Raw genomic sequence first — 26,903 nt, forward strand, 5'->3', positions numbered from 1 at the left:
ACGCATTTACAGTGTGCCGACTCACTTATACTGATTGTGGAAGGAATATCCAGCATCAATACAACATAAGTGTGGCAACAAAATAAATAACACCAGCCACCGGATAACCCCTTTTGCCGTCGATTTGAGAACAATTGGAGATAGCACAAGATGAAGAACCGTATTTTTATGAAAACTGCGCTTACGGCGGCAGTTTCTATTGCGTTGGCAAACAGTGCCAGCGCGATTGCCCAGGAAACCCCGGAAGAGATGGAACAAATTGAGGTGGTGAAACAGCGCCAGCCTTACCGTGGTGATGTGCCTTTAAAGTCACTGCCGCAAAATATTGATGTGGTAAGCGCCGAATTATTAAAAGATGTCGGCGTAAATGACTTTCAGAATGCGCTGGACTTTGCCAGCGGTGTCGCTCGCCAGAACAGCTTCGGCGGCCTGTGGGACAGCTTTGCGATTCGCGGTTTCGCCGGCGATGAAAACCTGCCGTCAGGTTATGTAGTCAACGGCTTTAGTGCAGGACGTGGATTCAGTGGTCGTCGCGACACCTCGAACGTTCAGGCCATTGAAGTCTTAAAAGGCCCGGGCTCTGCACTTTACGGCCGCAGCGAGCCAGGCGGTACTATCAACATCATCACCAAAAAGCCGCAATTTACCGAAGAAGGGTATATTCAGGCAACCGCGGGCACCTACAGCCTTTACCGCCTTGAAGGTGATTACACCAATGCAATCAACGACGATTTAGCCTTCCGCGTGAATGGCGCATACGAAGATGCAGGTAGCTTCCGCAATACTGTGGAAAGCAATAAGCTAGCGTTTACCCCTTCACTTACTTATCAAATTACCGATGACACGTCACTGACCTATGAGCTGGAAGTGCTTGATCAGGAAGCCCCCTTTGACCGTGGTATCGTAGTGGTAGACTATCAATTTGGGACCGTGCCAATCGATACTTTTTATGGTGAGCCTAACGATGGCCCCATGAGTATCGAAGCTTTGGGCCACCAGCTTACTTTACAACACGGTCTGAACAGTGACTGGAGCGTCATGGTAGGCCTGAGCTACCGCGAGTCGTCATTCGAAGGTTACTCGAGTGAAGTTGAGCTATCTGGCGGTCGTCAGTTACTTTACACCGACGGTGAAACGGTCTCGCGTCAGCGCCGTTACCGGGACTACGATGCCGAGGACTTATCAGGTCGTATTGAGCTGAGCGGTACCGTTGAAACCGGCGACATTGTTCACCACATTCTGATTGGTGCGGACGCCTACGACTACCAACTTGATCAAATTCAACAGCGCTGGAGAACCGCTTGGGGTGCAGGGGATACCACTTATTCGGTTTCTCTGATTAACCCGGAATACGGTCAGGCTCAGCCAGAGACCGGTGCTTTGTGGGACCGCCGTGAAGACCAGTCTACGGTCGGCCTGTATGTGCAGGACCAGATTGACTTAACTGACTCGTTAAAGGTTCTGGCCGGTTTCCGTTTCGACGACTATTCACGTGATTTCTACAATTACCTGGCGGATTCTGAATCCAGTCAGTCTCAGACTGCGACAAGCCCACGTATCGGTCTGGTCTACGAGCCTTCTAACCTTTACACCCTGTATTTGAGTTATTCTGAAGGCTTCCGCCCGAACTCCGGCACCGATGCCGATGGCGAGGCGTTTGACCCGGAAGAAAGTAAGTCCTACGAAGCCGGTGTGAAATTCGCAAACAGTGACGAAAGCCTGACCGGTACGGTTGCTATATTCCGTGCTGAAAAGTCTAACGTACTGAGCGCGGACCCGGTTAACTCTGGCTACTCTGCTGCCCTGGGTGAAGCGGAAAGTCAGGGTATCGAAGTCGACCTGAATGATGTGATTGCCGACGACACGACAGTCACCGTCGCCTATGCGTATGTAGATGCAGAAACGTCAAACGACATTGTTAACTTTGACTGGGGCGTTAATATCCCAGCGGGAAGCCGTTTGATTAACATTCCGGAACACAAGCTGAATGTCACCGCCATGCACTTCATGGACATTGCAGGTAAAGAATCAAAAGTGGGCGCCAGTGTAACCTATGTTGGCGATCGTCTGGGTGAAACCATTGACCCGGATTACATCCTTCCCAGCTACACCACCGTTCGCTTATTTGGCTCGGTAAACCTGTCTGACAATGTTGTTATCAATGCCGACATCGACAACCTGTTCGACAAGGAATACTACGCCAGCTCTTACTCTGCGCTGTGGACCATGCCAGGAACACCTCGTACTGCTAAGATCAGCGTGAAATACGCATTCTAAATGTACTGCCGGGCCATCGCGCCCGGCCTGTTTTCTTAGCTCTTGAATTAGCAGCTCTGAATAAGCTGCTCTGAACAAACAGTTGCGCTGGTTTAGCCATTAGCGATACTGTGTCGGAATCAAGCAGTACATGAGGAACACCATTGTGGCAGGTATTAAATTAGACAGAATCGACATAAACATTCTGGCCGAACTGCAAAAAAACGGGCGCATCACTAACACTGATCTCGCCGATGCCGTTGCATTATCTCCCAGCCCTTGCCTGGCGAGGGTAAAGCGACTGGAAAAAGCCGGTTACATTACCAGCTACAACGCGAAAATTGCGTTGGAAAAACTGGGTGAAACCGCAACCGTATTTACTGAGGTCACGTTAAGCGACCACCACATGGAAGACTTTGCGAAATTTGAGCGTAACATTCGTACCATTGACGAAGTCATTGAATGCCACCTGATCAGTGGCGGCTACGACTACCTGCTCAAATTTGTAACCCGCGGTATTACCCACTACCAGACCCTCATGGAAGAAATTCTGGAAAAAGATTTCGGTATTTCAAAATACTTCAGCTACATCGTGCTGAAATCACCGATTGAGAAACTGCACTATCCACTGACCACGCTGTTTAAGCCGGATAAATAAACATGCCGTTTACCCTGTTATACAAAGGCCCCCAGGCACGCGGCGAAAGCTGGCAACGCGCAGTCGCCATCGCTTTACCCGATGCAACCTGGTGTACCTGGCCTGACATTCCCGCGCCGGAGAACGTCGACGCCATTATTGCCTGGACACTGCCAGACAATGCGCTGGAGACCTATCCCAATGTGAAGGCCATTTTCTCGGTCGGAGCCGGGGTTGACCAATTACAACCCGACAAGATCCCTGACTCGATTAAGCTGGTACGGCTTATCGACCCGTCGCTTACTCAGCAAATGCAAACCTATGTGCTGTCATCGGTGATGATGATCCACCGCGATCACTTTTTGTATCAGGCCCAAAAGGCGCAAAAAACCTGGCAACAACACAAGGTAGCTTTACCCCATGAGTGCACAATCAGTATTCTGGGGTTAGGCGAATTGGGTAAAGCAGTCGCCAGTCAGCTTAGCGCTCTGGGTTTCAACGTGAATGGCTGGAGCCGCAGCGCCAAACAACTCGACGGCATATCCACATTTCATGGTCAGCAAGGCTTGCAAGATATGCTAGCACTCACTGACATTCTGGTTAGTCTGTTACCGCTGACCGACGAAACGAAAGGCATGATCAATGCCGATACACTGGCACAGCTGCCGCAGGGCGCATCCGTGATCAATGCGGGTCGCGGCGAGCAAATTGTAGACGAAGACCTACTCGTTTCACTCGACAGTGATCATATCAAGTATGCGATTCTGGACGTGTTTAAACACGAGCCTTTGTCTGAGTCTCATCCTTATTGGACGCATCCCAGAGTGCATATTACGCCTCATATCGCGTCCATAACGCGAAACGACACAGCCGGAGATCGCCTGGCAGAAAACCTGTTACGCTGGCATCAGGGTGAGCCAATGATGGGTGAGGTAGATAAACAGCGCGGGTATTAATCCATACCGCGCAGCCATTCACAGCAGTACAAATTTCGTTCAATTTAGTATATTATCCGACCACAAAGACTGAACGAGCACGTAATCAGCTCAAATAGGAATGTCAGTCTGCTTATTAAGGATAATAACAATGAAATACCTGCTTTTATGTTGCCTGTTGTGCCTTTCAACTGCCTCATTCGCTGCCCAGGACAGTGATTTAATTCGTGCAAAAGCCCTGGTAAAACAAGTCGAGAACGGCTTGAAGCACATCAAACGCAACGATGTGAATACCATCAACAAGCTCACCGATAAACTGAAAAACGCCAAAGACTTACTCACCAGTACCGGTTCAAAAGACGACCCGGCTTTTGCTGAAACAGTGGAAAAATGGAAAGGCGCAAGAACCACCTTACTGGCCACTTTTGAGGAGTGGAAGCAACCAGAAGCGCAAGCGCAAAAACCATCTGGTTTGTCTGGTCAGGCACTCTATAACTCGCTGATCGCGAAATATCAGAAAAACAACCGTCCAGTGCTGGGTGACAACCCCACCCCAGCGCAAGCGGAAACCTGGGCGACGGCAATGCTGTCATTGATTAAAGAACAGCGAATGGCCGACCAGCAAACCGTAAACCAGGCTTATAGCGAAGGACGACTAAGCAAAGCCGAATACGATCGGTTTGATCACTGGGTGAACACCATGTGGTTTAATCAGATTATCGAGCAATTTCAACAGGCCTATGCCCAGACCGAGGGGCGTATCGCTACCGCGACAGCCACGGCCATGCAAGTACTGTATGTGCAGCCCAATGACATGACCGGTGTGGTGAATATTACCAATAAGACTCATCAGGATGCCGGGCAAGTGCTGGCAATGGGACTGCAAAGTGTCGAAGTTGCCGCCACGTTTGACCGTATTAGCCAAATAGACAACAGCGCTACTCGCACGCAACAACGCGAACAGTTTACCAATGCCATTGCTCACTATGATGCCTTACTTGCCAAATTGCCTGAGCATCAAAATGCGCTGTCTAAAATACCTAAGAAGGTTAAAAAGCTGAACCCAGAGAGCCTGCACATGTTTGTGAATGGCAATAACTTTTGCGAGATCACCAAAAAAGGCGAAGTCTGGTTTGGCGGTACCTCTGGCGGCTGGGTCGAGGACGATGGCGACATTTATCTGAAATCGGACTTTATTGGTTCTTTTGAGGAAGACGGTCAGGTGTGGAGTTACGGCAAAACCCTGGGCTCCCTCGAGGAAAACGGCGATGTATGGGTGAGAGGTCGCAAAGTCGCCACCTTCAAAACCAATGGCGATATTATTATGGGCGGCTCAGACTCCGGCCGCCTTGAAGGCAACGGCGACTGGCGCAAAGCTGCCGTCGTATACTTTTTTGGTATCTACGACGGCGTGCAGAAGTATTAGGTCAGATCATATTTAGCGGCAATAGCTATTCAGGTACTGCTGATGTAACGGCAAACGCGCGACTGTCTGGTGAATGTTATGCTTTATATGACCCAGAAAGTCCGCCAGTTCCCGCTCCGTCATGGTATCTGCAATAGGATGGTAACCTTTGGGCACCATCCCTTGCCCAATCATCACCTGCTGCCAGGAGTCGTCAAACAGTTCATTGTTTTCCCGGTGAATTTGCCCGGTCTTTTCGAATAGGGCCAGGCGCTGAGCCAGAGAATCAGGCACGTCCATTTGCTTGCAGTGCTGCCAGAACGGGCTATCCGTTCGCTCGGTCACTTTGTAATGTAAAATAATAAAATCGCGAATGCGCTCCATTTCAAACACGGTTTGCTTGTTGTACTCGTCTACTACTGCCTGCTCAATACCCTCATGAGGGAACATGCGCAGCAATCTCACTATGCCCTGCTGGATTAAGTGAATACTGGTGGACTCCAGCGGCTCAATAAAGCCACTGGATAAGCCAATGGCCACACAGTTTCGATTCCATTGTTTTAGTCGGCGACCCGGCCTGAATTTAATCACCCTTGGGCTGTTTAGCGGGTTACCGTTAATGTTTTGCTGCAGTATTTCCGTTGCGCGCTCGTCTGACAGGTAGTTGCTGCAATACACCAGTCCATTTCCCACTCTGCTCTGCAGCGGAATACGCCATTGCCAGCCCGCCTCCCTGGCAATGCATCGCGTATAAGGCAACGGCGCTTCGACACTTTCTGTTTGCATCGCCACTGCGCTGTCACATAACAACCACTGCGACCAGTCTTCGTAACCGGTATGCAGTGCCTTTTCAATCAACAATCCCCGAAAACCGGTGCAGTCGATGAACAGATCGCCAGAAAGTGTCTGGCCATTATCTAGCGTCAGGCTTTCAATAAAGCCATCCTGCTCGCGCACGTTTACCCGCTCAATGGTTGCGTCAATACGCGTTACGCCAGCCTGCCCTGCTAACTCCCGCAGAAACCCAGCATATCGCGTAGCATCAATATGAAACGCATAATTGAGGCCATTACCTGGCAAATGGGCAAACTTCTCCGCTTCGGCAGCTACACGTTCCAGGCAGTACTGGCCAAAGTCTTCACTTAACCCAAGGTCCAACCCACGGCGCCAGAAGTGCTGAAATCCCGCCGCCCAACAATCTTTACCGGTCGCGCCAAACGCGTGCAAATAGGCGTGGTTCAGCGAACGCCAGTTTTCAAAGTTAATCCCCAGTTTAAACGTGGCATTAGTGGCTGCCATAAAGGCTTGTTCATCAATCTTCAGCAACTTGTGAAAGAACAGCAAAGTCGGAATTGTAGCTTCTCCTACTCCCACCGTGCCGATGTCGCTGCTCTCCACCAAAGTCACTTCAACCCGGCCGTGCAAAAGCCTGGAAATCGCAGCGGCAGCCATCCAACCAGCGGTGCCGCCACCCGCTATTACGACGCGTTGTTTATCTGGCTGATTCATGAATATTCCTTATTGATATTGTGAGCACCGGTGAGGTGATTGAGCAGTGCGCGATTCGTTGGCAAACCATTCAATTGCATGTGCACATTCTGCTGATGCTGCTGCAAGCGTTGACGTACTTTGGATAAGTCAGCTGCGGCATTCTTCTCTCCGCCAGAGAGCGCTGGTGTAAATCCCATACCCTGCAATACATAGAGGTAACTAGCCGTGGGAAAGATCTCTTCCCGCAAGTTAAAGTCGAGGGGGTCAGGACTTCGGTTGCGCCACATACTCAACCAGTCCTGAAGCTGCTCAGAACCGCTGTCCGGGTTGCGCATATACCGCCAGTACGCGCTGTCATCGCGCTTGCTCAACACATAGTGCAACTTTAAAAAGTCCACCACCCGCGACCAGCGCTGACTGAAGATGCGATTAAACTGCCTCGCTGCAGGCCCCAACTGTTCGGTAGTAAACGGCATATGCCGGGCCAGATGAGACGCCGCCAATTCAACCATTACCAGCGCAGACGCCTCTAGCGGCTCCAGGAACCCCATTGATGTGCCAATCGCGACACAATTAGCCTGCCAGGGAGATTCGCGGTAGCCGGGTTTGAAACTGAAAAAACGGGCCGACGCTTTATCAACATCAGCGATAATCGGATCGTCATTTAAATACTTCAGTAACGTGTCCAAAGCCGTATCGTCGTCACAATAGTCGCTACAGAACACGTAGCCAGTGCCCTTGCGCTCTGGCAGCGCAATGTCCCAAATCCAACCGTTTTTCTGTGCGGTGGAGCGAGTCACTGATGCAATAGGTGTATCGGGCGACTTGTAGCGTGCCTGAATAGCCACAGCCCGGTTATTAACGAGCTGCTCACCACAGGATATAAGTGGCTGGTTGTAGTGTTGACCAATGAGTCGCGCAGAAAAACCGCTGCAATCAACGAACAGATCACCGTGAATTGCGCCGTATTGCTTCCCCACGATGGCTCGTATTGCCTCGCCGGGAGCACCGTCGACCGATTCAACATGGTCTACAATGTGTTTTACGCCAAGCCGGGAAGTTGCATGCTGTTTCAGTAAAGCCGCAAATTTGTAGGCGTCCAGGTGATAGCCGTAATTGGTCACACCGGCAAAAGCAGGCGTTTGTATCTGTTTAGGGGCCAGATGATTGTCGCATAACCAGGGTTGGGTGCTGACTTCGTGGGCGAAAGACGGGCCCTCGCCCAATGATCGTAGCCAGGCATATAAGTCGCCGTCTCCATACCCAACGGGCAGACTAAAGGGGTGATAATACTGGTCGCTGGCCTGATTGTGTTGCCATTGCTTAAACAAGGTACCTTGCTTAAAAGCACCATCGCATTGGGCCAGAAACGCCGCTTCGTCTATACCCAGCGTTTGTAAGGTACCGCGCATGGTAGGCCAGGTGCCTTCACCGACGCCTAAAATACCAACATCCGGAGATTCAACCAAGGTGACCGCACAGGGCTGTGCTGCCGTCGCCGCCAGAATACCTGCCGTTAACCACCCCGCTGCACCACCACCGACTACAATGACCTGAGTGATAGCGTTTGATTGTTGCATTTGACTCTCCGGCTGTTTGCAAAAGCCGGAGATCCTTTAGTCAGGACAGACCGGCTTGTGTCTGTTGCTTGGCCAGCTTTTGTTTTACATCGTTGCGATACTGGCTGGGTGTTTTATTAAACTTCTTCTTAAACAGCGTGTTGTACACTGATTTGCTGTTAAATCCGGCATCGTAAAAAATGTCGGTAATACTCTTTTCAAAACAAGCCGGGTCTTCCAGTAGCCGCTTGGCTTCCTGAATGCGGTAGTTGTTGATGAACTCGTAAAAATTCACCTCATAGTGCCGGTTAATCGCGTTCGATAGCTCCTTCACAGGAATGTCGAGCTTTTCTGCCAAGCGCTCAAACGACAAATTCTGATTCAGGTACGGCCGCTCCCGTTCCATGGTGGTTTCCAGCTGCTCAAGCAACGCCTGACTAACCGGCTCCCTTTCTACTGCTTTGGGCTTAGCTGGCTGCGCGCGCAAAAAATGCGACGCCGACATAAAAATCACCGTATTAAACAACGCAAACTGCATGTAGTACGACGCCAGCCCGATAAACTCGACCACGTCGTAATACGGAAAGACATACAGAGAATGATAGACTTTGATCATGCTCAGCATGGTTTCCCAGGCTAACACTGCAGTGAGTAACATCAGTACTTTCGGCAGCCATTCCGGTACATTAAATGTCGCTTTAGTTTGCTCGCTACCTCGCAGAATCAACAGAGTGGCATAGACGCTGAATACCACCCTGATAGCCTTCGCCAGCAAGTCCATAAACACGTAGTCAAAGTCTGCAAAACTGTAGTCTTTAACCAGCGTAACCTTGGCGTCGTGAGGCAACGCGTAAAAATGCTGAAAAATAAACACTGCAAACAGCGCTACCGGCACCAACAATAAGGCATGCCATCGCTGCAGCTTAAAATGCTGCTGCGTTACCGAACAGGCAAACAAAAATAGCAGCGGACCGTCCAGCCAGTACGCAAAATTTAAAACAAAGAAATAGTTCGGCGAGGCGTCCAATACCCAGTAACGAAATGTACTGCCCCATAGCACCAACTCATGAAGAGCGATGCCCGCGTGAACGGCTAGAAACGCAATGAGTAAACTGGTAGGTAAGCTGGCTTTTGCCCGATTAAGACCCAGATAAAAAGCCACAGCCAGACATTCAAAAGCAATGATAAGGAGAACCAGGTCATGTAAGTTGAAGAGGGTTTTATCCATGATCCTCTGCGCACGTTTGTTGTAATTATGATGTTAACGAATCACCAGGATGTTAAACACTCGCTACAACGAAATCAATTGCTTAAACCTAAAAATGGCGCTTAGCCGAACGTTCTCTTATACGCCATTTTGACTTTTAGCCTATTACCAGTTGTTCAAAACACTGTTCGCCGGAACTAAATTCCAAACCAATAACAATATAAATTTCATTGAGTTACAAGTTCTTTCCGGGAAACGAACGTTCGAGTTGCGCCTTTTACTAACCTGAACACGGGTGAATTAGGGGGCCCAATTGTGCTAAGTCACTCATTTTTCGCATGTTATAAAATTGAAAACACCACCCGTGCCAGACCTCATCAAATCACAACGAATAAAGAGGGAATCAAAGTAAGCATCGAGTAACAGATCCGGTAAAGCCACTTTTTGCACACCCATATTCATTCCAAACGGTCATTGTAGACGCTGTTCAGAGTGTCGATGCCCACACCTGTAGTGCATTTGTTAACAACATATAGGTTCATGGCTCGCTGATTCGACGTCTTACACTGAATAAATTCCGCCAAACAGCCCTATAGTGCCGGTTGAACTTGGTGATCACCAGGGGTTAATCCGGCCAAATCAGCCATGGCGCATAAAATCATAACAAACTGATTTTAATAACAATATAAATACAACCACGTTCTATTCCTGCACTCGAACGTTCGAGTGGGCGGTTTTTTCAGCAGTAAAACGACTTCTCTGATGACGCGGCGTAGGCTTGCCCTGCTTTTCCTATTTGTTAATGAAAAGTAGACCAAATGCGTGCAACACGAGCACAACACATAAAGTTATCGCAAGGGAGAAAATAATGAAAACTCGCCCCTTTAAAAAAAGCCAGATAGCCCTGTCGGTTTCTCTGGTGGTAGGTTCGGCGATGCTCACCAGCGCACACGCACAGGAAGCAAACACAGACGACGTGGTAGAGATCATTGAAGTCAGTGGTATTCGTGGCAGTATGATTCGCGCCATGGACATGAAGCGTTCTGGCGACGGTGTGGTAGAAGCCATCTCAGCAGAAGACATCGGTAAGTTCCCCGACACCAACCTGGCGGAATCACTTCAGCGGATTACAGGCGTATCCATTGACCGTTCAGACGGCGAAGGCAGCCGCGTTACTATTCGTGGGTTTGGCTCAGACCGCAACCTGGTGCTGCTGAATGGCCGTCAAATGCCCACACCAACACGTTCATTTGATTTTGCCGACCTGGCATCAGAAGGCGTAAGCGCTGTTGAAGTATATAAAACCGGCCGAGCGTCTATTGCGACGGGTGGCTTAGGTGGCACAGTTAACATTATTACTCCGCGTCCACTGGCGACACCGGGTCGCAAGGCCACAGTGGGTTTTAAAGCCGTACATGATGACTCCACACAGCGCGGTGACACCTGGACGCCGGAACTGTCTGGTCTGTATTCAGAGACCTTCCTTGACGACAAATTTGGTGTGTCGCTAACCGGCAGCTACCAAAAACGCGACAGCGGCAACAGCAATGCGTCGGTGGGTTCAGGCTGGCGCTCGTTTATATCCGGTCAGGATGAAGGCAGCTGGGGTAACCTGCCCAGTGAAGACCCGGACAACTCCTACCTGAACAAGCCGGCCGACGGCGTGACTTATGCCGTACCGCAAAACCTGATTTATCAGTTCAACGAAGCGTACCGGACCCGTGTAAACGGCCAGCTCACGCTGGAATATCAGGCCACAGACAAACTGAAAGCGCGTCTGGATTACACATATTCAGAAAACAGTATAGACCGTGAACTGACTGATATGTCGACCTGGTTCTCGTTTAACTACAACAACTCAACCATGGTATGGTCGGAGCCTAACAGCGAAGGCATCGCGTATCCCATTCAGTATCAGGATACCGATAACTACAGCCCTGACACCATGCGCGGTGAGGGAACCGGGATTAACTCGGGTCGTGGTTTCTCGGCCACGAAAAACACCAATCAGTCATTGGGCCTGAACCTGGAATACGCGGTAAACGACAATCTGTTGTTAGAACTGGACTATCATACTGCAGGTGCCAAACACGCTCCCAACAGCCCATACGGCAGCTGGGGTTCACTGGCAATGATATCTGCCAACCGTATCCGCACAACCGTGGATTTCTCACAGGTCCTCCCGGTACTTAGCATTGAATACCCGGACGGTGTTGACGGCTTCGAGCCAGCCGACATGATTGGCGCAGGCAGCAACTTTGGTAACAACCGCGAACGTTCGGACCTGGAACAAATCCAGGCCAAGGGTAAATACACCTTTGATGCAGGCATTGTAGAAAGTATCGATTTTGGTATCTCACAAACCGAAGTCAATAACCACTCGAAATACGCCAGCGCCACACGCGGAACCTGGAGTGGTGTAGGCGAACCGGAGGACTGGGAAGACAGCTGGTTTACTCAGCGTTCACTGCCAAATATGTTCGACAACATACCTGGCCATGCCGACCCGGATCTTGAGCCGTATTTCATCGACTGGGACTTTGTGCAAATTGCCGAATTCACCGCGGCCAATTTCTACAATGAAAACGCGGTTGAATGGCCGTGTGGTCCACGCTTCTGTGGTGGCACCAACTACACCACCGACCGCTACACCGACGAAAAAATGCTGTCGGCCTATGTGCAGGCGAACCTGGTGTTTGATATTGGTGATATGCCCGCCACAGTCGTTACCGGTTTGCGCTATGAAGAAACCGAAACCCATGCCGCCGCACTGGTTCCCAGCTACGACGGTATTCACTGGAGCAGCACCAACGAACTGGTGTTACAACCTACCGGCGACTCGGTCTTTACCGACGAATCCGGTGAGTATGACAACCTGTTACCCAGCATCGACTTTAAAGTGGATTTAACTGACGATCTGGTTGGCCGTGCGTCATACAGCAAAACCATTTCCCGCCCCAGTTACGGCGACATGCAAGGGGGGAAAACCCTGGGCAGTCAAATCACAACCATTCAGGGTTCAGGTTCACGTGGTAACCCGGCACTCTTGCCGCTGGAGTCGACCAACTACGACCTGTCGCTGGAATGGTATTACGACGAGGCCAGCTACGCCGCCATTGGCTGGTTTAACAAAGACGTGAAGAACTTTGTTGGCCGTCAAACCATTACCGAAAACGCGTTTGATTTGCGTAACCCGGCACAAGGCCCTCGCGCTGACGCGGCGCGGGCAGCAGGTTTTACCGGTAATGCCGAGATTCGTCAGTACATTCTTGAAAACTACTTGGACAGCGATCCCAACGTCTATCTAAACGAACACGGAGACGTCGTCATTGTCGCCAGCCCGCAAGATGAACTCGCGGTATTCGAGATCACCATTCCATTCAACCAGCGCGACAACAATGTACATGGCTGGGAAATGGCCGTTCAGCACATGTTCTGGGACAGTGGATTTGGTATTAACGTGAACGGTACGCTGGTCGACGGAGATCTGTATTACGACAACGCGTCTCTGGCACCACAGTATGCGTTAACCGGCCTGAGTGATTCCGCCAACCTGATCGCTTTCTACGAAAACGACGTGTTCTCAATTCGTATAGCCTACAACTGGCGTGACAAGTTCCTGGCCTGGATTGGTGATGGTTCGGGAGACAACCCGGTGTATACCGAAGCCTACGGTCAGTGGGATTTTAATGCCAGCTATGACGTTACCGAGAACCTGACTATTTTCGCCGAAGGTATCAACCTGACCAACGAATATCAGCGTCAACATGGCCGTCATGAGCGCATGCTGATCAACCTGCGTCAGTCGTCGCCTCGTTACAATCTGGGTATGCGCTACACCTTCTGATTGTAACCGGGCTAACGGTGCCTCACTTATCTGCGGGTAAGTGTCGCGCCGTTTTTTGCGTTTTTATACAGGAGCAATTTATGACCAATGCTGTCGTCCTTAACAATGTGACACACAAAGACCTCCGCGTGGTTCGCCACCACTCACCGGCACTCAATGAGCCATTGAATATGACCCTGGCTCTCCCTTTTGAATTTCGAAGCTTACAGCACGAATACCCGTTGGTGTTTATTCGTAATGACAAGACACACACCTATCAGGCGGTTGCGCTACTCGGTTTTGAACAACAGGAAAACCTGTATCTGAATGATAAGGGCTGGGACGCCAGCTACATCCCGCTCATGATCGAACGCCAACCCTTTTTAATCGGCATACAGCCTGCTGCCGACAACAGCGCCGCACACCCGGTATTGCTGATAGACATGGACAGTCCTAAGGTCAGTGAACACGACGGTGAACCTTTGTTTCTACCACATGGCGGCCACAGTGAATATCTGCAACAGGTCACCGATATACTGGCAACCATTCGTGAGCGAGAGAGCGAAACTCAGGTATTTTATGATTTGCTGTCACGCTACGAGTTACTCGAACCTTTTTTCCTTGATGTCACGTTGGACAACCAGACAAAGCATCGCCTGACTGGCTACTACACCATTAACGAAGAGCGGTTAAGCACTCTGCCCAAAGAGGCCATAGCCGAATTACATCAGCAAAACGTATTGCCATTGCTCTATTACGTGCTGGCCAGCCACAGCAATTTTCGTAGCCTTATCGATCGCAAACAGGCGGCGAGCCGTGGTTAATACACTGGATATTCCTGCTTGCCAATCCCTGCAGCTTAACCCCGGCGAGGCGTTACCAGCCGCGCTATTGGAATCGACTGTGCCGGTAAAACTACCCGGCTATATTGCGCACTGGCAAGCAGTGAAGTTAGGCATTGAAAGTAGCGAAGCATTAAGTAAGCAAATGCTCACTTATTACACAGGAGAGACATTAGGATTCTTCTATGGCAAGCCCGAGATCCAAGGCCGATTTTTTTATAACGACACGCTAACCGGTTTTAATTTTGACAAAGTCGCCGCCACACTGGATACCGTGCTGCAGCGTCTGCATCAGGAAGCCAACGTAGCAGAACCTCATTCGCTGTTTATTGGCGGCACTCACTTGCAACACTATCTACCCGGCTTTGAACAACACAACCCGCCGGTGCCGGTACCTCACGCTAAACCGCGCAATTGTTTGTGGATTGGTAACCAAACACGGGTCGCGATTCATCAGGACCTGCCGCTAAACATAGCTTGCTGCGTTGCCGGTTCTCGCCGCTTTACGTTATTTCCCCCCAACCAAACCGCCAATTTATATATAGGTCCTTTGGATGTGACGCCGTCGGGTCAACCCGTCAGCCTGGTCGACCTGCATAATATTGACTACCAGCAATACCCGAAATTTAAAAATGCACTTCAACATGCTCAGGTAGCCGAATTGAAGCCCGGCGACGCACTTTTTATTCCCAGCATGTGGTGGCATGAGGTGTCGGCGCTAGCACCGTTTAACGTATTGGTGAATTACTGGTGGCGCACCACGCCCGACTTCGCCGACGCACCAATTAATGCCCTTAACCACGCGCTGCTGGCAATCGCCCATTTGCCCGGCAACGAAAAGCAGATTTGGCAAGACATGTTCAACCACTATGTTTTTGAATCAACGCCAGAAGCGTATGCCCATATTCCCGATCACGCCAGAGGACCATTAGGGGAAATGAATGATGCCATGGCACGACGACTTCGCAGTGTGTTGCTGCAATCTTTGAACAGATAACGCCGGTCATTTCAGCGTGGTCAACTGCAATTGCACACACTCCTTTCTTTCGCCAATTTGCGCGTACTCCCTGCCAGCCCAGAAAAAACAGACGTTCTGACCTTAATCCGAACGTTCTAATTAGCCATTTTGCTTGCAGTCGGAATCCTCCTGAAAGAAATTTTGGTTAACTGATTGTTGCAAACTTGTTGATTCAAGCACGCCGACAAACCAATGGAGCAACTCGGAGATGACCGGTGAAAACAACCAATAAACAGAATAAGTTTACGCTAACCAAACTGGCACAGCTTTTTGCGTTAGGGGGCCTGGCCCTGAACATGACAGCCTGCAGTTTGGATCAAGCCAGCGATGCAAACAAACACAACGGCGAGACCGTGTATGACTTCGCACCGCCCAAACCTGCCCCCGGCAGTGAGCAATACAGCATGCTGAGCCACGGTCGCGAGCGCTGGATGAATGAGCAGGGCGAAGTCGTCTCATTACGCGGTGTAAACCTGGGCAACTGGTTAATGCTGGAAATGTGGATGTTCGACAACGGCGGCAATCCGGTTGGCGAAGGTATAGAAGACCAATGTACTTTTGAAGGCAAACTGGATGAACGCTTCGGTGCCGATGAACGCGCCCGCCTGATGGATGTATACCGCGACAACTTCATTACCACCCGTGACTGGGACATTATGCAGGAAGCGGGCTTTAACCTGATCCGCCTACCATTTCCTTATCAACTCATCGAAGACGCTAACAACCCAATGACACTACGGGACGATGCCTGGCAATATCTTGACCAAGCCATTGCCGAAGCCAAGTCCCGTAACATGTGGGTGGTGCTGGATTTACACGGCGCTGCTGGTGCACAAGGCTGGGAGCATCACAGCGGCTGTGCGGGTAAAAACGAATACTGGGACGGCGACAACGCCGCCGACAATCAGGCCAGGACCGCCTGGCTATGGCAGCAAATTGCTACACGCTATAAAGATGAACCCGCTGTAGCTGGGTATGGTGTGCTTAATGAACCCTGGGGTACAGACGCTGAAACACTCGCCGAAAACGTAACAGAGCTGTATCACGCCATTCGTGAGGTGGACACAGACCACATTGTTATCTTGCCAGGTCATAACAGCGGTATTGATGCGTACGGCGATCCAAAAGACGCCGGTATGACTAATGTCGCGTTTGAAATGCACTTCTACCCGGGTATTTTTGGCTGGGGTGAAATCGGCTATGACGTCCATCGCGACTGGCTGACATGCGGCCAGAATGGCACTACGGGTGTGTGCGAGTGGGATGAGAAAATACGCGAACTGGACACCCCATTCCTGATTGGTGAAATGCAGCCCTGGACAGGGTTGGGAGAAGAGGGAGGCGCCATTACACGTGCCACCTTCGACCGTTACAACGAATTAAGCTGGGCGGCAACTGCCTGGTCCTACAAAGTAATGACTATCAACGGCGGCCAGGGCAATGGCACCTGGGGTTATGTAACCAACAAAGGAGAGCGCTTGCTCGCGAAAGCCAGCACATGGAGCTGTGCAGGCTGGGATACCACGCTGGCCGATGCATGTGAGACACCGTCAAAAGTTGTCACGCCAACCGACACTGACCAAACTTTCTACCTGATTGTGAAGTCAGGATCTTTGGGTGGTAATCAGGATATCCGTATTGACGACCTCGAGCTGGTCGCGCAGTCCAGCGGCGAAAATGTGTTGCAAAACAGTGCGTTTGATACTGCCAGCGACTGGATTGAATGGAGTGCAACCGACGCGTCGCCGGCTGATGATAATCTGACCCCGGAAGTGGGGTACATGGCTGAAGGCAATGGCATTCTGCGCATCACAGCTAACGGTAATTTTGCCAACGGCGGCGTGTATCAGGCGGTACAACTCACCGGTGGTGAATCTTATTGGCTGTCGGGCTCTTTCGTAGACGTCGGTTCATCAGATACCTGGGCTGAGATTTATCTGCTGCCTGCTGCCCCGGAAAATGGCGCAGATATCAGCGCAGCAGCCATGCCTCGTATTGATCTGAACAACGACTCTTTGGAAGACATTGAAGCCTACTTTGCGAGTATGTCTGCCATTGAATACGAAGTGAATGAGCCGGTGAAATCTGCACTAACAGCCAGCGAACCAGCCGATATTTTTAACTTTCCCAACGCGCCCCGGGACCTTACGCTGGAAAAAACAGCTGAAGGCATGAGCCTGGTCTGGACAGGCGTAAGCGATGCTACCTACAACGTGTATCGCACCACGTCATCTGGCAGCAACTATCAGTTAGTTGCCGAAGGGCTGGAAGCGGAGATGTATCTGGACACGACTACCGCAGAAGGCGTGACGTATTACTACATTGTCACCGCCGACAACGGCGAAGAGAGTTACGCGTCTAACGAAGTTGCCACAGAAATTTTCTACGCCAGTATTCCGGGTTTAATCGAAGCTGAGCACTTCAGTGGTCAGTCAGGCTTCCAGGTGGAAGACACCCAGGACGAGGGCGGCGGTCAGAACCTTGGCTATACCGATCCCGGCGATACACTGACATATAACGTCGAGGTCGCCGAAGCCGGTGAATACACTGTGTCATTGCGTATTGCCAGTTCGGGCGGCTCCGAAGGCATTGCCTTTAGTATGAACGGCACAAATGTTGGCAGTATTTCGGTACCTGACACGGGTGACTGGCAAAACTGGACGACTATTTCAACAACCGTGACCCTAGCAGCCGGTGAACAAGAGCTGCAACTCACCGCACTGGGCGGCGCCTGGAACCTCAACTGGATGCAGTTTGAGCAAAACTAAGCGCGCACGCTAGTGTAACTTGGGCAGCAGATTTATTTCGCTTTTGGTAAGTCTGCTGCTTTTTTATTTGCCTTTGTAAATCACCTATTGAGTCATTTATGATTTTTCGAATTTCCTGCTTACTACTCTGTTTTCTGCCCGGTCTTTCAGCCTGTGCAGCCCCCGATACTTCTTCGAAGGGCCCAAATCCACAGGCCTGGGCATCCACCGAGCTTCACCCCAATGACCAACGCTGGTATTCCTCGCCTTGGCCTGAAAATGACATCAGTCACACACTGAGTCCCATTAAAGTAAATGCAGTTACAGCATTCAACGCACCGGTATTCACCCTACAACCCGAGAAGAGATTTCAGACTATCTTAGGGATAGGCGCTTCACTGGAACACTCTACCGTGTATGCCATTCGCAAGAACAAATCAAAAGCCCAGCAACGGGCTCTGCTAAGCGCCCTTATTGATCCGGTAAACGGCATTGGCATGAACCTGTTTCGAATTAGCATTGGCACATCTGATTTTTCCGACGGTACCAGAGCGAAGACACCCACAAGCCACCCTAATGGCTGGTATAGCTTTCAGGATAGTCCTGACAGCCCGTTCAGTATTCAGCGCAATCGCGAGCTGGGTATTATTGACACCCTGAAAATGGCGCTTGAGGTGGGTGCAGCGAGTAATAACCCGGTGCGGTTTGTGGCCAGCCCCTGGAGCCCGCCCGCCTGGATGCGCGAGCACAACTCAATGGTACAAGGCGGCACCCTGCTGCCAGAATTCTACGCTGCTTATGCTCAGTATTTACGTAACTTCATTGAAGCCTACGCCGATGAAGGCATCCCAGTGTATGCCATTACCCTTCAGAACGAACGGCAGTTTGAGCCACCCGCTTACCCTGGCATGGTGTTAAGCTGGCAACAAGAGCGCGATTTACTGATTGCGGTTTATGAAAACTTCCATAACATCGGCGGCGAGTACGGAAAGGATCTTCCGGTAAAAATCTGGACACTGGATCACAACTTCGACTACTGGCAACAAGCTATCGAGCAGCTCGACTCCTTTACCGAAATAGGTAAAGCCCACTACGTGGACGGTACCGCATTCCACCATTATGGCGGCGATTCGTCAGCCATGGCTGCGGTGCACGCCGCTTACCCAAACAAAGACGTCATTTTTTCTGAAGGCAGCTTGTGGGGGGCCGGCAACGACAACCCGAATCGCGGCTATCAGGCCATTATTCGTCATTTGCGTCACTGGTCTACAGCGTATTTGTCGTGGGTCACCATGCTGCCAGAGCAGGTTGATGAAGCCAATCAGGGGCCCTACAACAAACTGGGCGTGGTGGGACCCACCATGATCATTCAGGAAAAAGGCAGCAGCGCCAATTGGTACAAAACCCCTGAATACTGGCTAATGGGGCAGTTTTCCCGCTTTATTCGCGAAGGGGCAACACGCATTGAAATCACGCCTGAGACGGTAAACCGTATTGAGGCCGTGGCGTTTACCAATCCCAACGGCAGCACAGTGAGTGTCCTGAGTAACCCGCACGACCAGGAACAGGTGATCACCATTGGCGCAAACAAAACCTACTGGCAGCTCACGCTGCCCGCCAACAGCGTGGTCACAGTGAAGTGGTGATAAAGTCGAAACGCAGATTGTTGGACACCCACTAAAAAGGTGGGTGTCCACAAATTCCAATTATGAGCGCTCTTTTCGCACTTTTTCTGGACACCCACTTTTCTTAAAAATTAAATCATTTATTTTCAGCGAGTTAACAGAAAGCACATTATGGACACCCACCTTTTTTCATCAACACAAACTCATTCTCAAGCCGCCATTGCGCCTAACCCCAACGCGCGGCGTCATGTATTGCAAATTGGTGCAGAGAAAACCCGGGTGATCCTGATTGACGATGCCATACAATCCATAAATGCTGTCAGGCAACTAGCCTGCGAACAAACCTACACCACTGAGACACACACCTATTACCCCGGTATACGTGCCCGCTGTCCAGACCGGTTACGCGAGGCCATCATTGCTGCCAGTGCCGATATCATTCGACAGGCGTATCACTTGCCCCCACAGCAAACCTTTAGCAATCAGGGTTCCTGGCTGAGCATTGCCAATACTCCAGCTGAATTCTTAGACCCTTTACAGCAACTTCCGCATTTTGATTCACACTCCCAGCGTGACTTTGCGGTAATGCTGTATACCAATGAACAGGATTTTCAGGGAACCGGGTTCTATCGACATCGCCCCACAGGATACGAAAATATTACCGCTGCACGCTGGCCAACATTTAAAGCATCGCGCGATGCAGCAGACGCCATACATCGCGGCTCTGAATCATTAAGTAAAACAAAATCTACCGGTTACTTTTCGGATTCCACCGATGAATTTGAGCGTTTGGGCAAAATAGATTACCGGGCCAATCGGCTGGTTATCTACCCTGGGACCTTGCTGCACAGCGGGCTGATTGACCCAACCCGGGACTTATCGGCCAATCCTGCAACTGGCCGACTCACCGTAAATGTGTTTATACGCGCCTATTAACCCTAATTGACTACATAACTAACGGACTAATGGACTAAGCCTGGCCTTATAAGCTTTATTCAGCAGTTTCAGCTTATCGCTACGAATATGGGGCACTTGCGTAGCGCTACTGGCCGTAAATACCATCCAGTTTGCGCCACTGGTGTCTACCGGCTCCCACTCAGGCAGGCCTGCCGTGTTGGGATTGCCGTACTTGATAAATTGCAGCCAGTAGCGCTGCATGTGTTGTACACCGAGCAGTGAGGAAGGGTAAAACAAGGCACTCACCTCGGCCCCATGATGCGCACCGGGTTCCCCGCCACGAGTAACGTCAAAGAAATAACGATACCCCTGGCTACGCTTATTTTGCATCGCCTCAGTAGTTACCGAGCCCGCTAGTACATAGCGCATATCACCAAACAGATGTTGGTAAGGTAGCGACTGATACCCATTACCATCGGGAAGTGCGGGAAGCTTATAAATGCCTTTAATACCCGAGGCTTCATTACCAGCCAGTTCAATCATGCGTGCCGCCGGTACGCCAGACCAGGGGTAAACGCTACCGTCGTAGCTGTTTCCTCCGCTCATGTAAGGCACATCGTGCTGACGCCCTTGCATAAACACGACACCCGGTTCATCTGGCAGAATTACCCCGTCAGCCACAGGTAAGTGAAATCCTTCAACTGCCTCTACCCATTGGCTGGCTGATACATTATTCAAGTCTTCCGCTTTCACTGATGAAGCCGCTTTGCTAATCACTCTGGATGCCAGCACTTGCGCATATTCCTGTGCATTCAGGCTCTGTGGTAACGGCTTTAAATTATTGGTTCTGGGTAAGGGCCAGGCACCGTAGCCACTTTGTGAGATAGCACGGTGAAATAACGACTCGCTTTGCGGTGCTACCATCAGCATTTGTACCGCCATGCCACCTGCAGACCCACCAGCAATGGTGACATTATCTGGATCCCCTCCAAATACGCTGATATGGCTTTTCACCCATTTAAGGGCGGCCACCATGTCTAGTACGCTGAAGTTCGCTCCCTCACTCATATCAAGTGCTGGGTGCGCAAAAATGCCGAGTACGCCCAAGCGGTAATTAAAGGACACCACGACTACGTCTTGGGAAAGCCAGTGGGACACGGCGCGCATATCAAGATTGCCGGAACCGCCTACGTAGCCACCACCGTGGATCCACACCAGAACGGGTTTAGGCTCAATAGCTGTGTTGGAATCGTTTTTTGCAGAGGTGAAGACATTGATAAACAAGCAATCTTCACTGGTGATTTGATCGGTGCGCTGCGGACACTGCGCGCCATAGCGGGAAGCATCAATGTCATCCGCATAGTTAACGGGTTGAGGCGCCTTCCATCGGTTTTGGCCTTCTGGAGAGGCGGCGTAGGGTATCCCTTTGAAAGCCCGCACAGAGCCATAAGCTTCACCATGCAGTACTGACTCACCAATACGCACCTCAACCGCACTGGAATTAGCATTGGCGCAGCTTACAAACGCCAACGCTATCGAGAACGCAGCTGAGGCTGTTACGACAAGACGGACAACTTTTGCAATCAATTGCTTCACTTTCTGTTCATCCTACAAAATATGTAAGGCACACCATATCAGTGATTGGTGAGAAAGTGCAGCGCCTGCCTGATTTAGAACGTTCGAATTAGCGACAGAACCCGAAAACCTGCAGGATTACTGTGGGTTATCTAACCCATAAACACACACGTACACTTTTTTATAGGTCTCAATAGTACGCCACTGCCCTTTGTAGCCTGGCTCCATATAAAAGGTATCGCCGGCGTGATACAGCTTGGGTTCACAGCCGTCTTCAGTTAGCTCAATCACCCCTTCAATGAGATAGCAGAACTCAAACACACCGTCTTTGATTGAGCGGTTGGTGCCCGGTTCGCCGCCCATTACGCCAACTTTGATCTTGTCACCGGCAATGCAATCTGGTGCCCATTTTTGTAGCAGTGGATTTCCCGCTAACAAAATAGCTGGGTTAATGTAGCCTTCTTCAGGCGCGGCAGCGGGATGCTGGACAACAGTATTTAGACGAGACATAACGGCTTCCTAATCAGTAAACAGTGTTAGCCAGCCAGTATAGTGAGAATGCCCGGCAAGTTAGGCTGATTCGCCTTGCTTGCCGGGCAGATCCTGTTGAGTCACAGGTGAGGTTTAGTGGAATTCACTGTGAACGGGCATGGCTCACAAATCGCGCATACAACACTGGCAATACAACCAGCGTTAGCAGCGTGCAGGTGACCAAACCGCCTACGATCACCGCCGCGAGTGGCTTCTGGATTTCCGCACCTAAGCCATTCGACATTAGCATAGGCAGTAATCCCAGTGCCGATGTGAGCGCAGTCATAAGCACGGGTCGCAACCGAGAGCGAGCGCCGTCTTTGATGGCATCAATGGCGTTTTGTGTATTGGCTCGAGCCCCTTGATTCGCCAAGCGCTGATTTATACTCTCAACCATCACCACACCGTTGAGTACCGCCACCCCAAACAAAGTGATGAATCCTACCGAGCTGGGCACTGACAAATAGTGACCACTTACATACAGCGAGAATATCCCGCCAACTGCGGCAAGGGGAACATTCACCATAATCAGCATCACCAGTTTCAACTCACCAAATGCGAGGTACAGCAACACAGCAATAAGCGCCAATGACACAGGCACCACCAGCATCAGCCGCTGCATTGCGCGCTGCTGATTTTCAAACTGCCCGCCTATTTGCACGGTGTATCCGGCGGGTAGTTTGACCGAGGTATCAATGGCATCGCGAATATCACTCACTACGCTGCCCATATCCCTGCCGTCCACGTTCGCCTGGATCACCACACGTCGCTGTACATCATCACGGCGAATTTGCGGCGGACCGGACTCAATGGCAATCGTGGCAACATCTTGCAAACGTACCCACGCGCCTTGGGCAGAGCGAAGGCGTAATTCGGCTAATGCTGCAATGTCATTGCGATACTGGGAATCGATGCGCACCAGAATGTCGTAACGCTCGTTGCCCTGAATGATTTGGCCCGCAGCTTGTCCGCCGAGACCTTGCTGCACCAAATTCATCACACCGGCGACATCCAGCCCATACCGGCTTAACTGATTGCGATCGGGCCTTATCACCAATTGCGCTTCACCACTGATTTGCTCCATGGCAACATCGCGGGTACCGCTGATTGTGGCTACTGCAGACGTGATCTGCTGCCCATACTCAGCAAGGGCATTCAGATCCGGTCCGAAGAGTTTTATCGCTAACTCGGCCTTCACTCCAGACAGTAGCTCGTCTACCCGGGTAGCAATGGGTTGGGAGAAGTTGAACAACAGCCCAGGATGCACTTCCAGCGCCTTTTCCATCTCAGTTTGCAGGGCCAGACGATTCGACGCGGTGGTCCATTGATCTACCGGCGTTAAGCCCAGGTAGATTTCAATGTTGTTCACCGGTTCCGGGTCACCGCCAATTTCGGCCCGGCCTATTTTACTTACCGCGTAGGTGACTTCAGGGAATTCCAGCAGGATAGCCTCGAGCTTAGGCGCAACGTCAAGAGCGGTTGTTAAGCTTGACGATGGAGCCAGTGTCACCCTTAAGTTAATAGTGCCCTCCTCAAGTTCTGGTGCGAATTCGGTACCCAACTGCGGAAAGACAATAGCGCTGCCAGCCAATAGCACAGCAATCGAAAACAGCAGGTACTTCGGACGATTCAAACATGCACTAAGCACATTTTGATATTTAGATTCTAAATAGAGTAATGCGCGGTTTTCACGTACTTTCGGCGTGCGCAATCCCAGCACCAACACTGACAGCACTGGCACAAAAATTAGCGCCACGGCTACCGCACACACTAGCGCCAGCATAATGGCAACCGCCATGGGCTGGAAAAGTTTGGCCTCTACCCCTTCAAAACTGAATAACGGCGTGAACACCACCAGAATAATCAGGGTCGCAAAAAACACCGGCTTGGCCACTTCCTGAGTGGCCTGCACAACTAATTCCGAGATCGACGAGTGTTCAGGTTCACGCTGTTGCAGTTTTTGATAGATGTTTTCTACCACCACAACAGAGCCATCCACTAGCATGCCTATTGCTACCGCGATGCCACCTAGCGACATAAGGTTGGCTGAGATGCCCAGCATGCTGAGTACCGACAGCGCTAACCCAATCGACACCGGAATCGACAGCAATACCAGCAAGGTAGCACGGACACTCATTAAAAACAGCGCAAGCACAATGACAATAAACACAAAGGCCAGCAACAGCGCCTGCACCACAGTATTGACCGCTTGTTTTATTAACGCCGCCTGATCGTAGTAGGGTTCAAAATGAACACCTTTAGGCAAGGCCTGCTGGATTAGGTCGATTCGCGCGTTGATACCTTCAATAGTGGCGTTTGTGTTGGCGCCCATGCGTTTAAGTACCACGCCAGACACCACTTCACCCCGGGGTGTGATAGAGCCGTTTTCATCCCGCACTGACATTGTTACCGCGCCCTGACGAATCTCTGCGCCCAGCTCAACGGCGGCGACATCACCAATGGTTACGATGCCACTGCCCTCAGTAGTCAGCGGTATCTGCTTAATCTGCGTGAGTGCTTCTGCACCGGACGCCAGCCAGCCTGCACCGCGGATCACCAGCTGTTCGGGTCCGCGGTCGAGATACCAGCCACCCGCATTGTTATTGTTGCGGGCCAGCGCATCCATCACGTCCTGCTGAGTCAGGTTGTACGACAGCAGTCGATTGGGGTACAGATTGACCTGATACTGCTTAACCTGCCCGCCAAATGAGAGCACATCGGTGATCCCGTCTACCGGCATCAGTAACAACTTAATCAGGTAGTCATTCAGGCTGCGCAATGCCATAGCGTCGTAACCAGAATCCGGTTCGGCGATTAGCAAATACTGATACACCTGGCCAAGGCCGGAGGTATTGGGGCCAATTTCGGGCATGCCGATACCGTCGGGGATCATCTCTGACGCCACTTGCAGGCGCTCGAATACCAGTTGGCGAGCAAAATAGATGTCAGTGCCTTCCTTGAACACCACGGTAATGCCCGATAAACCGGTTTTAGAAATCGAGCGCACTTCTTCAACATCAGGCAGAGCGTACATCACCGCCTCAATGGGATAGGTAATCAGTTGCTCCACTTCTTCAGCGGCCAGGCCTGGTGCTTCGGTGTTGATCGCCACCTGAATGTTAGTCACATCCGGAAATGCGTCCAGGTTGAGTTTCGGGATCATCAATGCGGCAAATACGCCAAGCCCGACCAACACGCAGAGCACCATAAATCGCAGCCGTACGGCGGCTTCAATCAGGTTTGAAAACATAGTTATCTCCTGACCGACAATTAATGGTTATGCGGATCGAATCCGCCTTTGGCAATTTCCGATGCCACAAAAAACGCGCCGCGGCTCACAAACCGCACGTTTGCTTCAACACCGCTGATTTGTTGCCATTTGCCATAGCGATTACCCAGCTGCACAACTTTGGGTACCAGTTCGCCGTCTTCGTCTACAACAAACAACTGCCAATCGCCATCGGCGTCGCGCATCAGGGCGCTTTCCTGCACCGCTAGCACGCGTGACGCCTGTGGACCGCTGAAATACACGTCGGCAAACATACCGGAGTGAAACTTGTGTGCCTCGTTGTTCAGATTCAATCGCACAGTTCGCGTTCTACTTACCGGATCGATAGTGTGGGATTCCTGCGTAACCGTTGCCGTTGCGGCAATATCACCCACAACCACGCTGGCAGTATGCCCAGCGGCCAGGTGCAAATCGTTGTGCGCAGGCAGCCTGGCTTCTACCCAGAGTTGCGATTCATCAGAGACCAGCATGAGTGCCTGTCCCGGTGCGATTTGTTGACCCTGATTGAAATCGTCTGTCATCACCACGCCCGCAGCCTGTGCTACCAGCGTATACTCGCCCAATGGATAATCCGGTGTTTCAGCGATTTCATCGATGGTTTTCAGTGACAATCCAAACGCCTGAAGACGCCGTGACGCCGCCTGATAGTCATTGCGCGCGGTTACGTAACGCTTTTCGCCAACAGCGGCTTGCCCCAATTTGCGGATACGCTGCCATTCAACGGCGGCGGTTTGTAGCTCACTTTGGGCCGTGATCATGTCTTCGCTGAATAGCGACACCAGTGGCTGATCTTGTTTTACCTGCTCACCAAGTGCGGCATGACGCTTCACCACCACCGAGCTTACGCGCGGTGACACTATGTAGCTTTGATAACCGTTGGCTTTGATTTCGCCCGGCGCATACACAGACTCGCTTAGGCTAAGAGGCTCCAGCGTATCCAGATGAATATCAGCCATGGCCACCTGCTCACCGGAAAGACTTACGCCGCCGTGTTCTTCATGTTCTTCGTGTTCTTCGTGTTCTTCGTGTTCTTCGTGTTCTTCGTGTTCTTCGTGTTCTTCGT

At 51.1% G+C, this 26,903-nt stretch carries 17 protein-coding genes; 10 read left to right on the forward strand and 7 right to left on the reverse strand.

Translation table 11 applies throughout. From position 1 onward, the window contains the following. The first annotated feature begins 150 nt into the window (after positions 1–150). The 4 genes from AC4MRN_RS02950 to AC4MRN_RS02965 all read left to right on the forward strand — a co-directional run bounded on the left by AC4MRN_RS02950 (position 151) and on the right by AC4MRN_RS02965 (position 5,254). The gene (locus AC4MRN_RS02950) at positions 151–2,277 is read left to right on the forward strand and encodes a TonB-dependent siderophore receptor (protein WP_491202469.1); all 2,127 of its coding nucleotides are present in this window, start codon (positions 151–153) and stop codon (positions 2,275–2,277) included. 130 nt (positions 2,278–2,407) lie between these two features. Continuing rightward, the gene (locus tag AC4MRN_RS02955) at positions 2,408–2,914 is read left to right on the forward strand and encodes an Lrp/AsnC family transcriptional regulator (RefSeq protein WP_073317583.1); all 507 of its coding nucleotides are present in this window, start codon (positions 2,408–2,410) and stop codon (positions 2,912–2,914) included. 2 nt (positions 2,915–2,916) lie between these two features. Next, a complete protein-coding gene (locus AC4MRN_RS02960; protein WP_491202470.1) occupies positions 2,917–3,849 on the forward strand; it encodes a 2-hydroxyacid dehydrogenase in 933 nt (310 codons plus the stop codon). 130 nt (positions 3,850–3,979) lie between these two features. Beyond that, positions 3,980–5,254, forward strand: a complete 1,275-nt coding sequence (locus AC4MRN_RS02965; protein ID WP_491202471.1) for a hypothetical protein — start codon at positions 3,980–3,982, stop codon at positions 5,252–5,254. 12 nt (positions 5,255–5,266) lie between these two features. Here the strand turns inward: AC4MRN_RS02965 and AC4MRN_RS02970 are convergent, their stop codons facing one another. Genes AC4MRN_RS02970 through AC4MRN_RS02980 form a run of 3 tightly spaced genes read right to left on the reverse strand, consistent with a single transcriptional unit; the run spans position 5,267 to position 9,511 of the window. Beyond that, positions 5,267–6,742 carry a tryptophan halogenase family protein gene (locus tag AC4MRN_RS02970; protein WP_491202472.1) on the reverse strand — a complete coding sequence of 492 codons (1,476 nt, stop codon included), beginning with the start codon at positions 6,740–6,742 and terminating at the stop codon, positions 5,267–5,269. Then, entirely contained in the window at positions 6,739–8,304 is a 1,566-nt protein-coding gene (locus tag AC4MRN_RS02975; RefSeq protein ID WP_491202473.1) for a tryptophan halogenase family protein, read from the reverse strand. The genes AC4MRN_RS02970 and AC4MRN_RS02975 overlap by 4 nt, the downstream gene beginning before the upstream one ends. Before the next feature lie 40 nt (positions 8,305–8,344). Beyond that, complete coding sequence (locus AC4MRN_RS02980) at positions 8,345–9,511, reverse strand: helix-turn-helix domain-containing protein (protein ID WP_491202474.1); 1,167 nt, start codon at positions 9,509–9,511, stop codon at positions 8,345–8,347. Between the two features lie 847 nt (positions 9,512–10,358). On the opposite strand from AC4MRN_RS02980, the gene AC4MRN_RS02985 reads away from it, so the two are divergent. From AC4MRN_RS02985 to AC4MRN_RS03010, 6 genes are all read left to right on the forward strand, one after another. Continuing rightward, positions 10,359–13,337 carry a TonB-dependent receptor gene (locus tag AC4MRN_RS02985; protein ID WP_491202475.1) on the forward strand — a complete coding sequence of 993 codons (2,979 nt, stop codon included), beginning with the start codon at positions 10,359–10,361 and terminating at the stop codon, positions 13,335–13,337. An 80-nt stretch (positions 13,338–13,417) separates the two neighbouring features. Next, complete coding sequence (locus tag AC4MRN_RS02990) at positions 13,418–14,140, forward strand: SapC family protein (protein ID WP_491202476.1); 723 nt, start codon at positions 13,418–13,420, stop codon at positions 14,138–14,140. Then, positions 14,133–15,155, forward strand: coding sequence for a cupin-like domain-containing protein (locus AC4MRN_RS02995; protein WP_491202477.1), 1,023 nt, complete (start codon positions 14,133–14,135; stop codon positions 15,153–15,155). The genes AC4MRN_RS02990 and AC4MRN_RS02995 overlap by 8 nt, the downstream gene beginning before the upstream one ends. A gap of 236 nt (positions 15,156–15,391) precedes the next feature. Then, complete coding sequence (locus AC4MRN_RS03000) at positions 15,392–17,944, forward strand: carbohydrate-binding protein (RefSeq protein ID WP_491202478.1); 2,553 nt, start codon at positions 15,392–15,394, stop codon at positions 17,942–17,944. Between the two features lie 98 nt (positions 17,945–18,042). Continuing rightward, positions 18,043–19,569: a glycoside hydrolase family 30 protein gene (locus tag AC4MRN_RS03005; RefSeq protein ID WP_491202479.1), complete on the forward strand. Its 1,527-nt coding sequence runs from the start codon at positions 18,043–18,045 to the stop codon at positions 19,567–19,569. Between the two features lie 150 nt (positions 19,570–19,719). Next, positions 19,720–20,484, forward strand: coding sequence for a DUF6445 family protein (locus AC4MRN_RS03010; protein ID WP_491202480.1), 765 nt, complete (start codon positions 19,720–19,722; stop codon positions 20,482–20,484). Between the two features lie 18 nt (positions 20,485–20,502). Here the strand turns inward: AC4MRN_RS03010 and AC4MRN_RS03015 are convergent, their stop codons facing one another. From AC4MRN_RS03015 to AC4MRN_RS03030, 4 genes are all read right to left on the reverse strand, one after another. Continuing rightward, a complete protein-coding gene (locus tag AC4MRN_RS03015; protein ID WP_491202481.1) occupies positions 20,503–22,041 on the reverse strand; it encodes a carboxylesterase family protein in 1,539 nt (512 codons plus the stop codon). A 117-nt stretch (positions 22,042–22,158) separates the two neighbouring features. Next, entirely contained in the window at positions 22,159–22,530 is a 372-nt protein-coding gene (locus tag AC4MRN_RS03020) for a cupin domain-containing protein (protein ID WP_491202482.1), read from the reverse strand. 124 nt (positions 22,531–22,654) lie between these two features. Then, positions 22,655–25,801, reverse strand: coding sequence for an efflux RND transporter permease subunit (locus AC4MRN_RS03025; protein ID WP_491202483.1), 3,147 nt, complete (start codon positions 25,799–25,801; stop codon positions 22,655–22,657). 20 nt (positions 25,802–25,821) lie between these two features. Then, on the reverse strand, positions 25,822–26,903 hold a 1,082-nt coding region (locus AC4MRN_RS03030; protein WP_491202484.1), incomplete at its 5' end, for an efflux RND transporter periplasmic adaptor subunit.

The sequence above is a fragment of the Marisediminitalea sp. genome, assembly GCF_984433645.1.

Excerpts from the sequence above, each read along its gene's own strand:
- AC4MRN_RS02955 (WP_073317583.1), top strand. The coding sequence starts at position 2,408 with ATGAGGAACACCATTGTGGCAGGTATTAAATTAGACAGAATCGACATA.
- AC4MRN_RS02950 (WP_491202469.1), top strand. The coding sequence starts at position 151 with ATGAAGAACCGTATTTTTATGAAAACTGCGCTTACGGCGGCAGTTTCT.
- AC4MRN_RS03025 (WP_491202483.1), bottom strand. The coding sequence starts at position 25,801 with ATGTTTTCAAACCTGATTGAAGCCGCCGTACGGCTGCGATTTATGGTG.
- AC4MRN_RS03020 (WP_491202482.1), bottom strand. The coding sequence starts at position 22,530 with ATGTCTCGTCTAAATACTGTTGTCCAGCATCCCGCTGCCGCGCCTGAA.
- AC4MRN_RS02990 (WP_491202476.1), top strand. The coding sequence starts at position 13,418 with ATGACCAATGCTGTCGTCCTTAACAATGTGACACACAAAGACCTCCGC.
- AC4MRN_RS02970 (WP_491202472.1), bottom strand. The coding sequence starts at position 6,742 with ATGAATCAGCCAGATAAACAACGCGTCGTAATAGCGGGTGGCGGCACC.
- AC4MRN_RS02975 (WP_491202473.1), bottom strand. The coding sequence starts at position 8,304 with ATGCAACAATCAAACGCTATCACTCAGGTCATTGTAGTCGGTGGTGGT.
- AC4MRN_RS02965 (WP_491202471.1), top strand. The coding sequence starts at position 3,980 with ATGAAATACCTGCTTTTATGTTGCCTGTTGTGCCTTTCAACTGCCTCA.
- AC4MRN_RS03010 (WP_491202480.1), top strand. The coding sequence starts at position 19,720 with ATGGACACCCACCTTTTTTCATCAACACAAACTCATTCTCAAGCCGCC.
- AC4MRN_RS03005 (WP_491202479.1), top strand. The coding sequence starts at position 18,043 with ATGATTTTTCGAATTTCCTGCTTACTACTCTGTTTTCTGCCCGGTCTT.
- AC4MRN_RS02980 (WP_491202474.1), bottom strand. The coding sequence starts at position 9,511 with ATGGATAAAACCCTCTTCAACTTACATGACCTGGTTCTCCTTATCATT.
- AC4MRN_RS02960 (WP_491202470.1), top strand. The coding sequence starts at position 2,917 with ATGCCGTTTACCCTGTTATACAAAGGCCCCCAGGCACGCGGCGAAAGC.
- AC4MRN_RS02985 (WP_491202475.1), top strand. The coding sequence starts at position 10,359 with ATGAAAACTCGCCCCTTTAAAAAAAGCCAGATAGCCCTGTCGGTTTCT.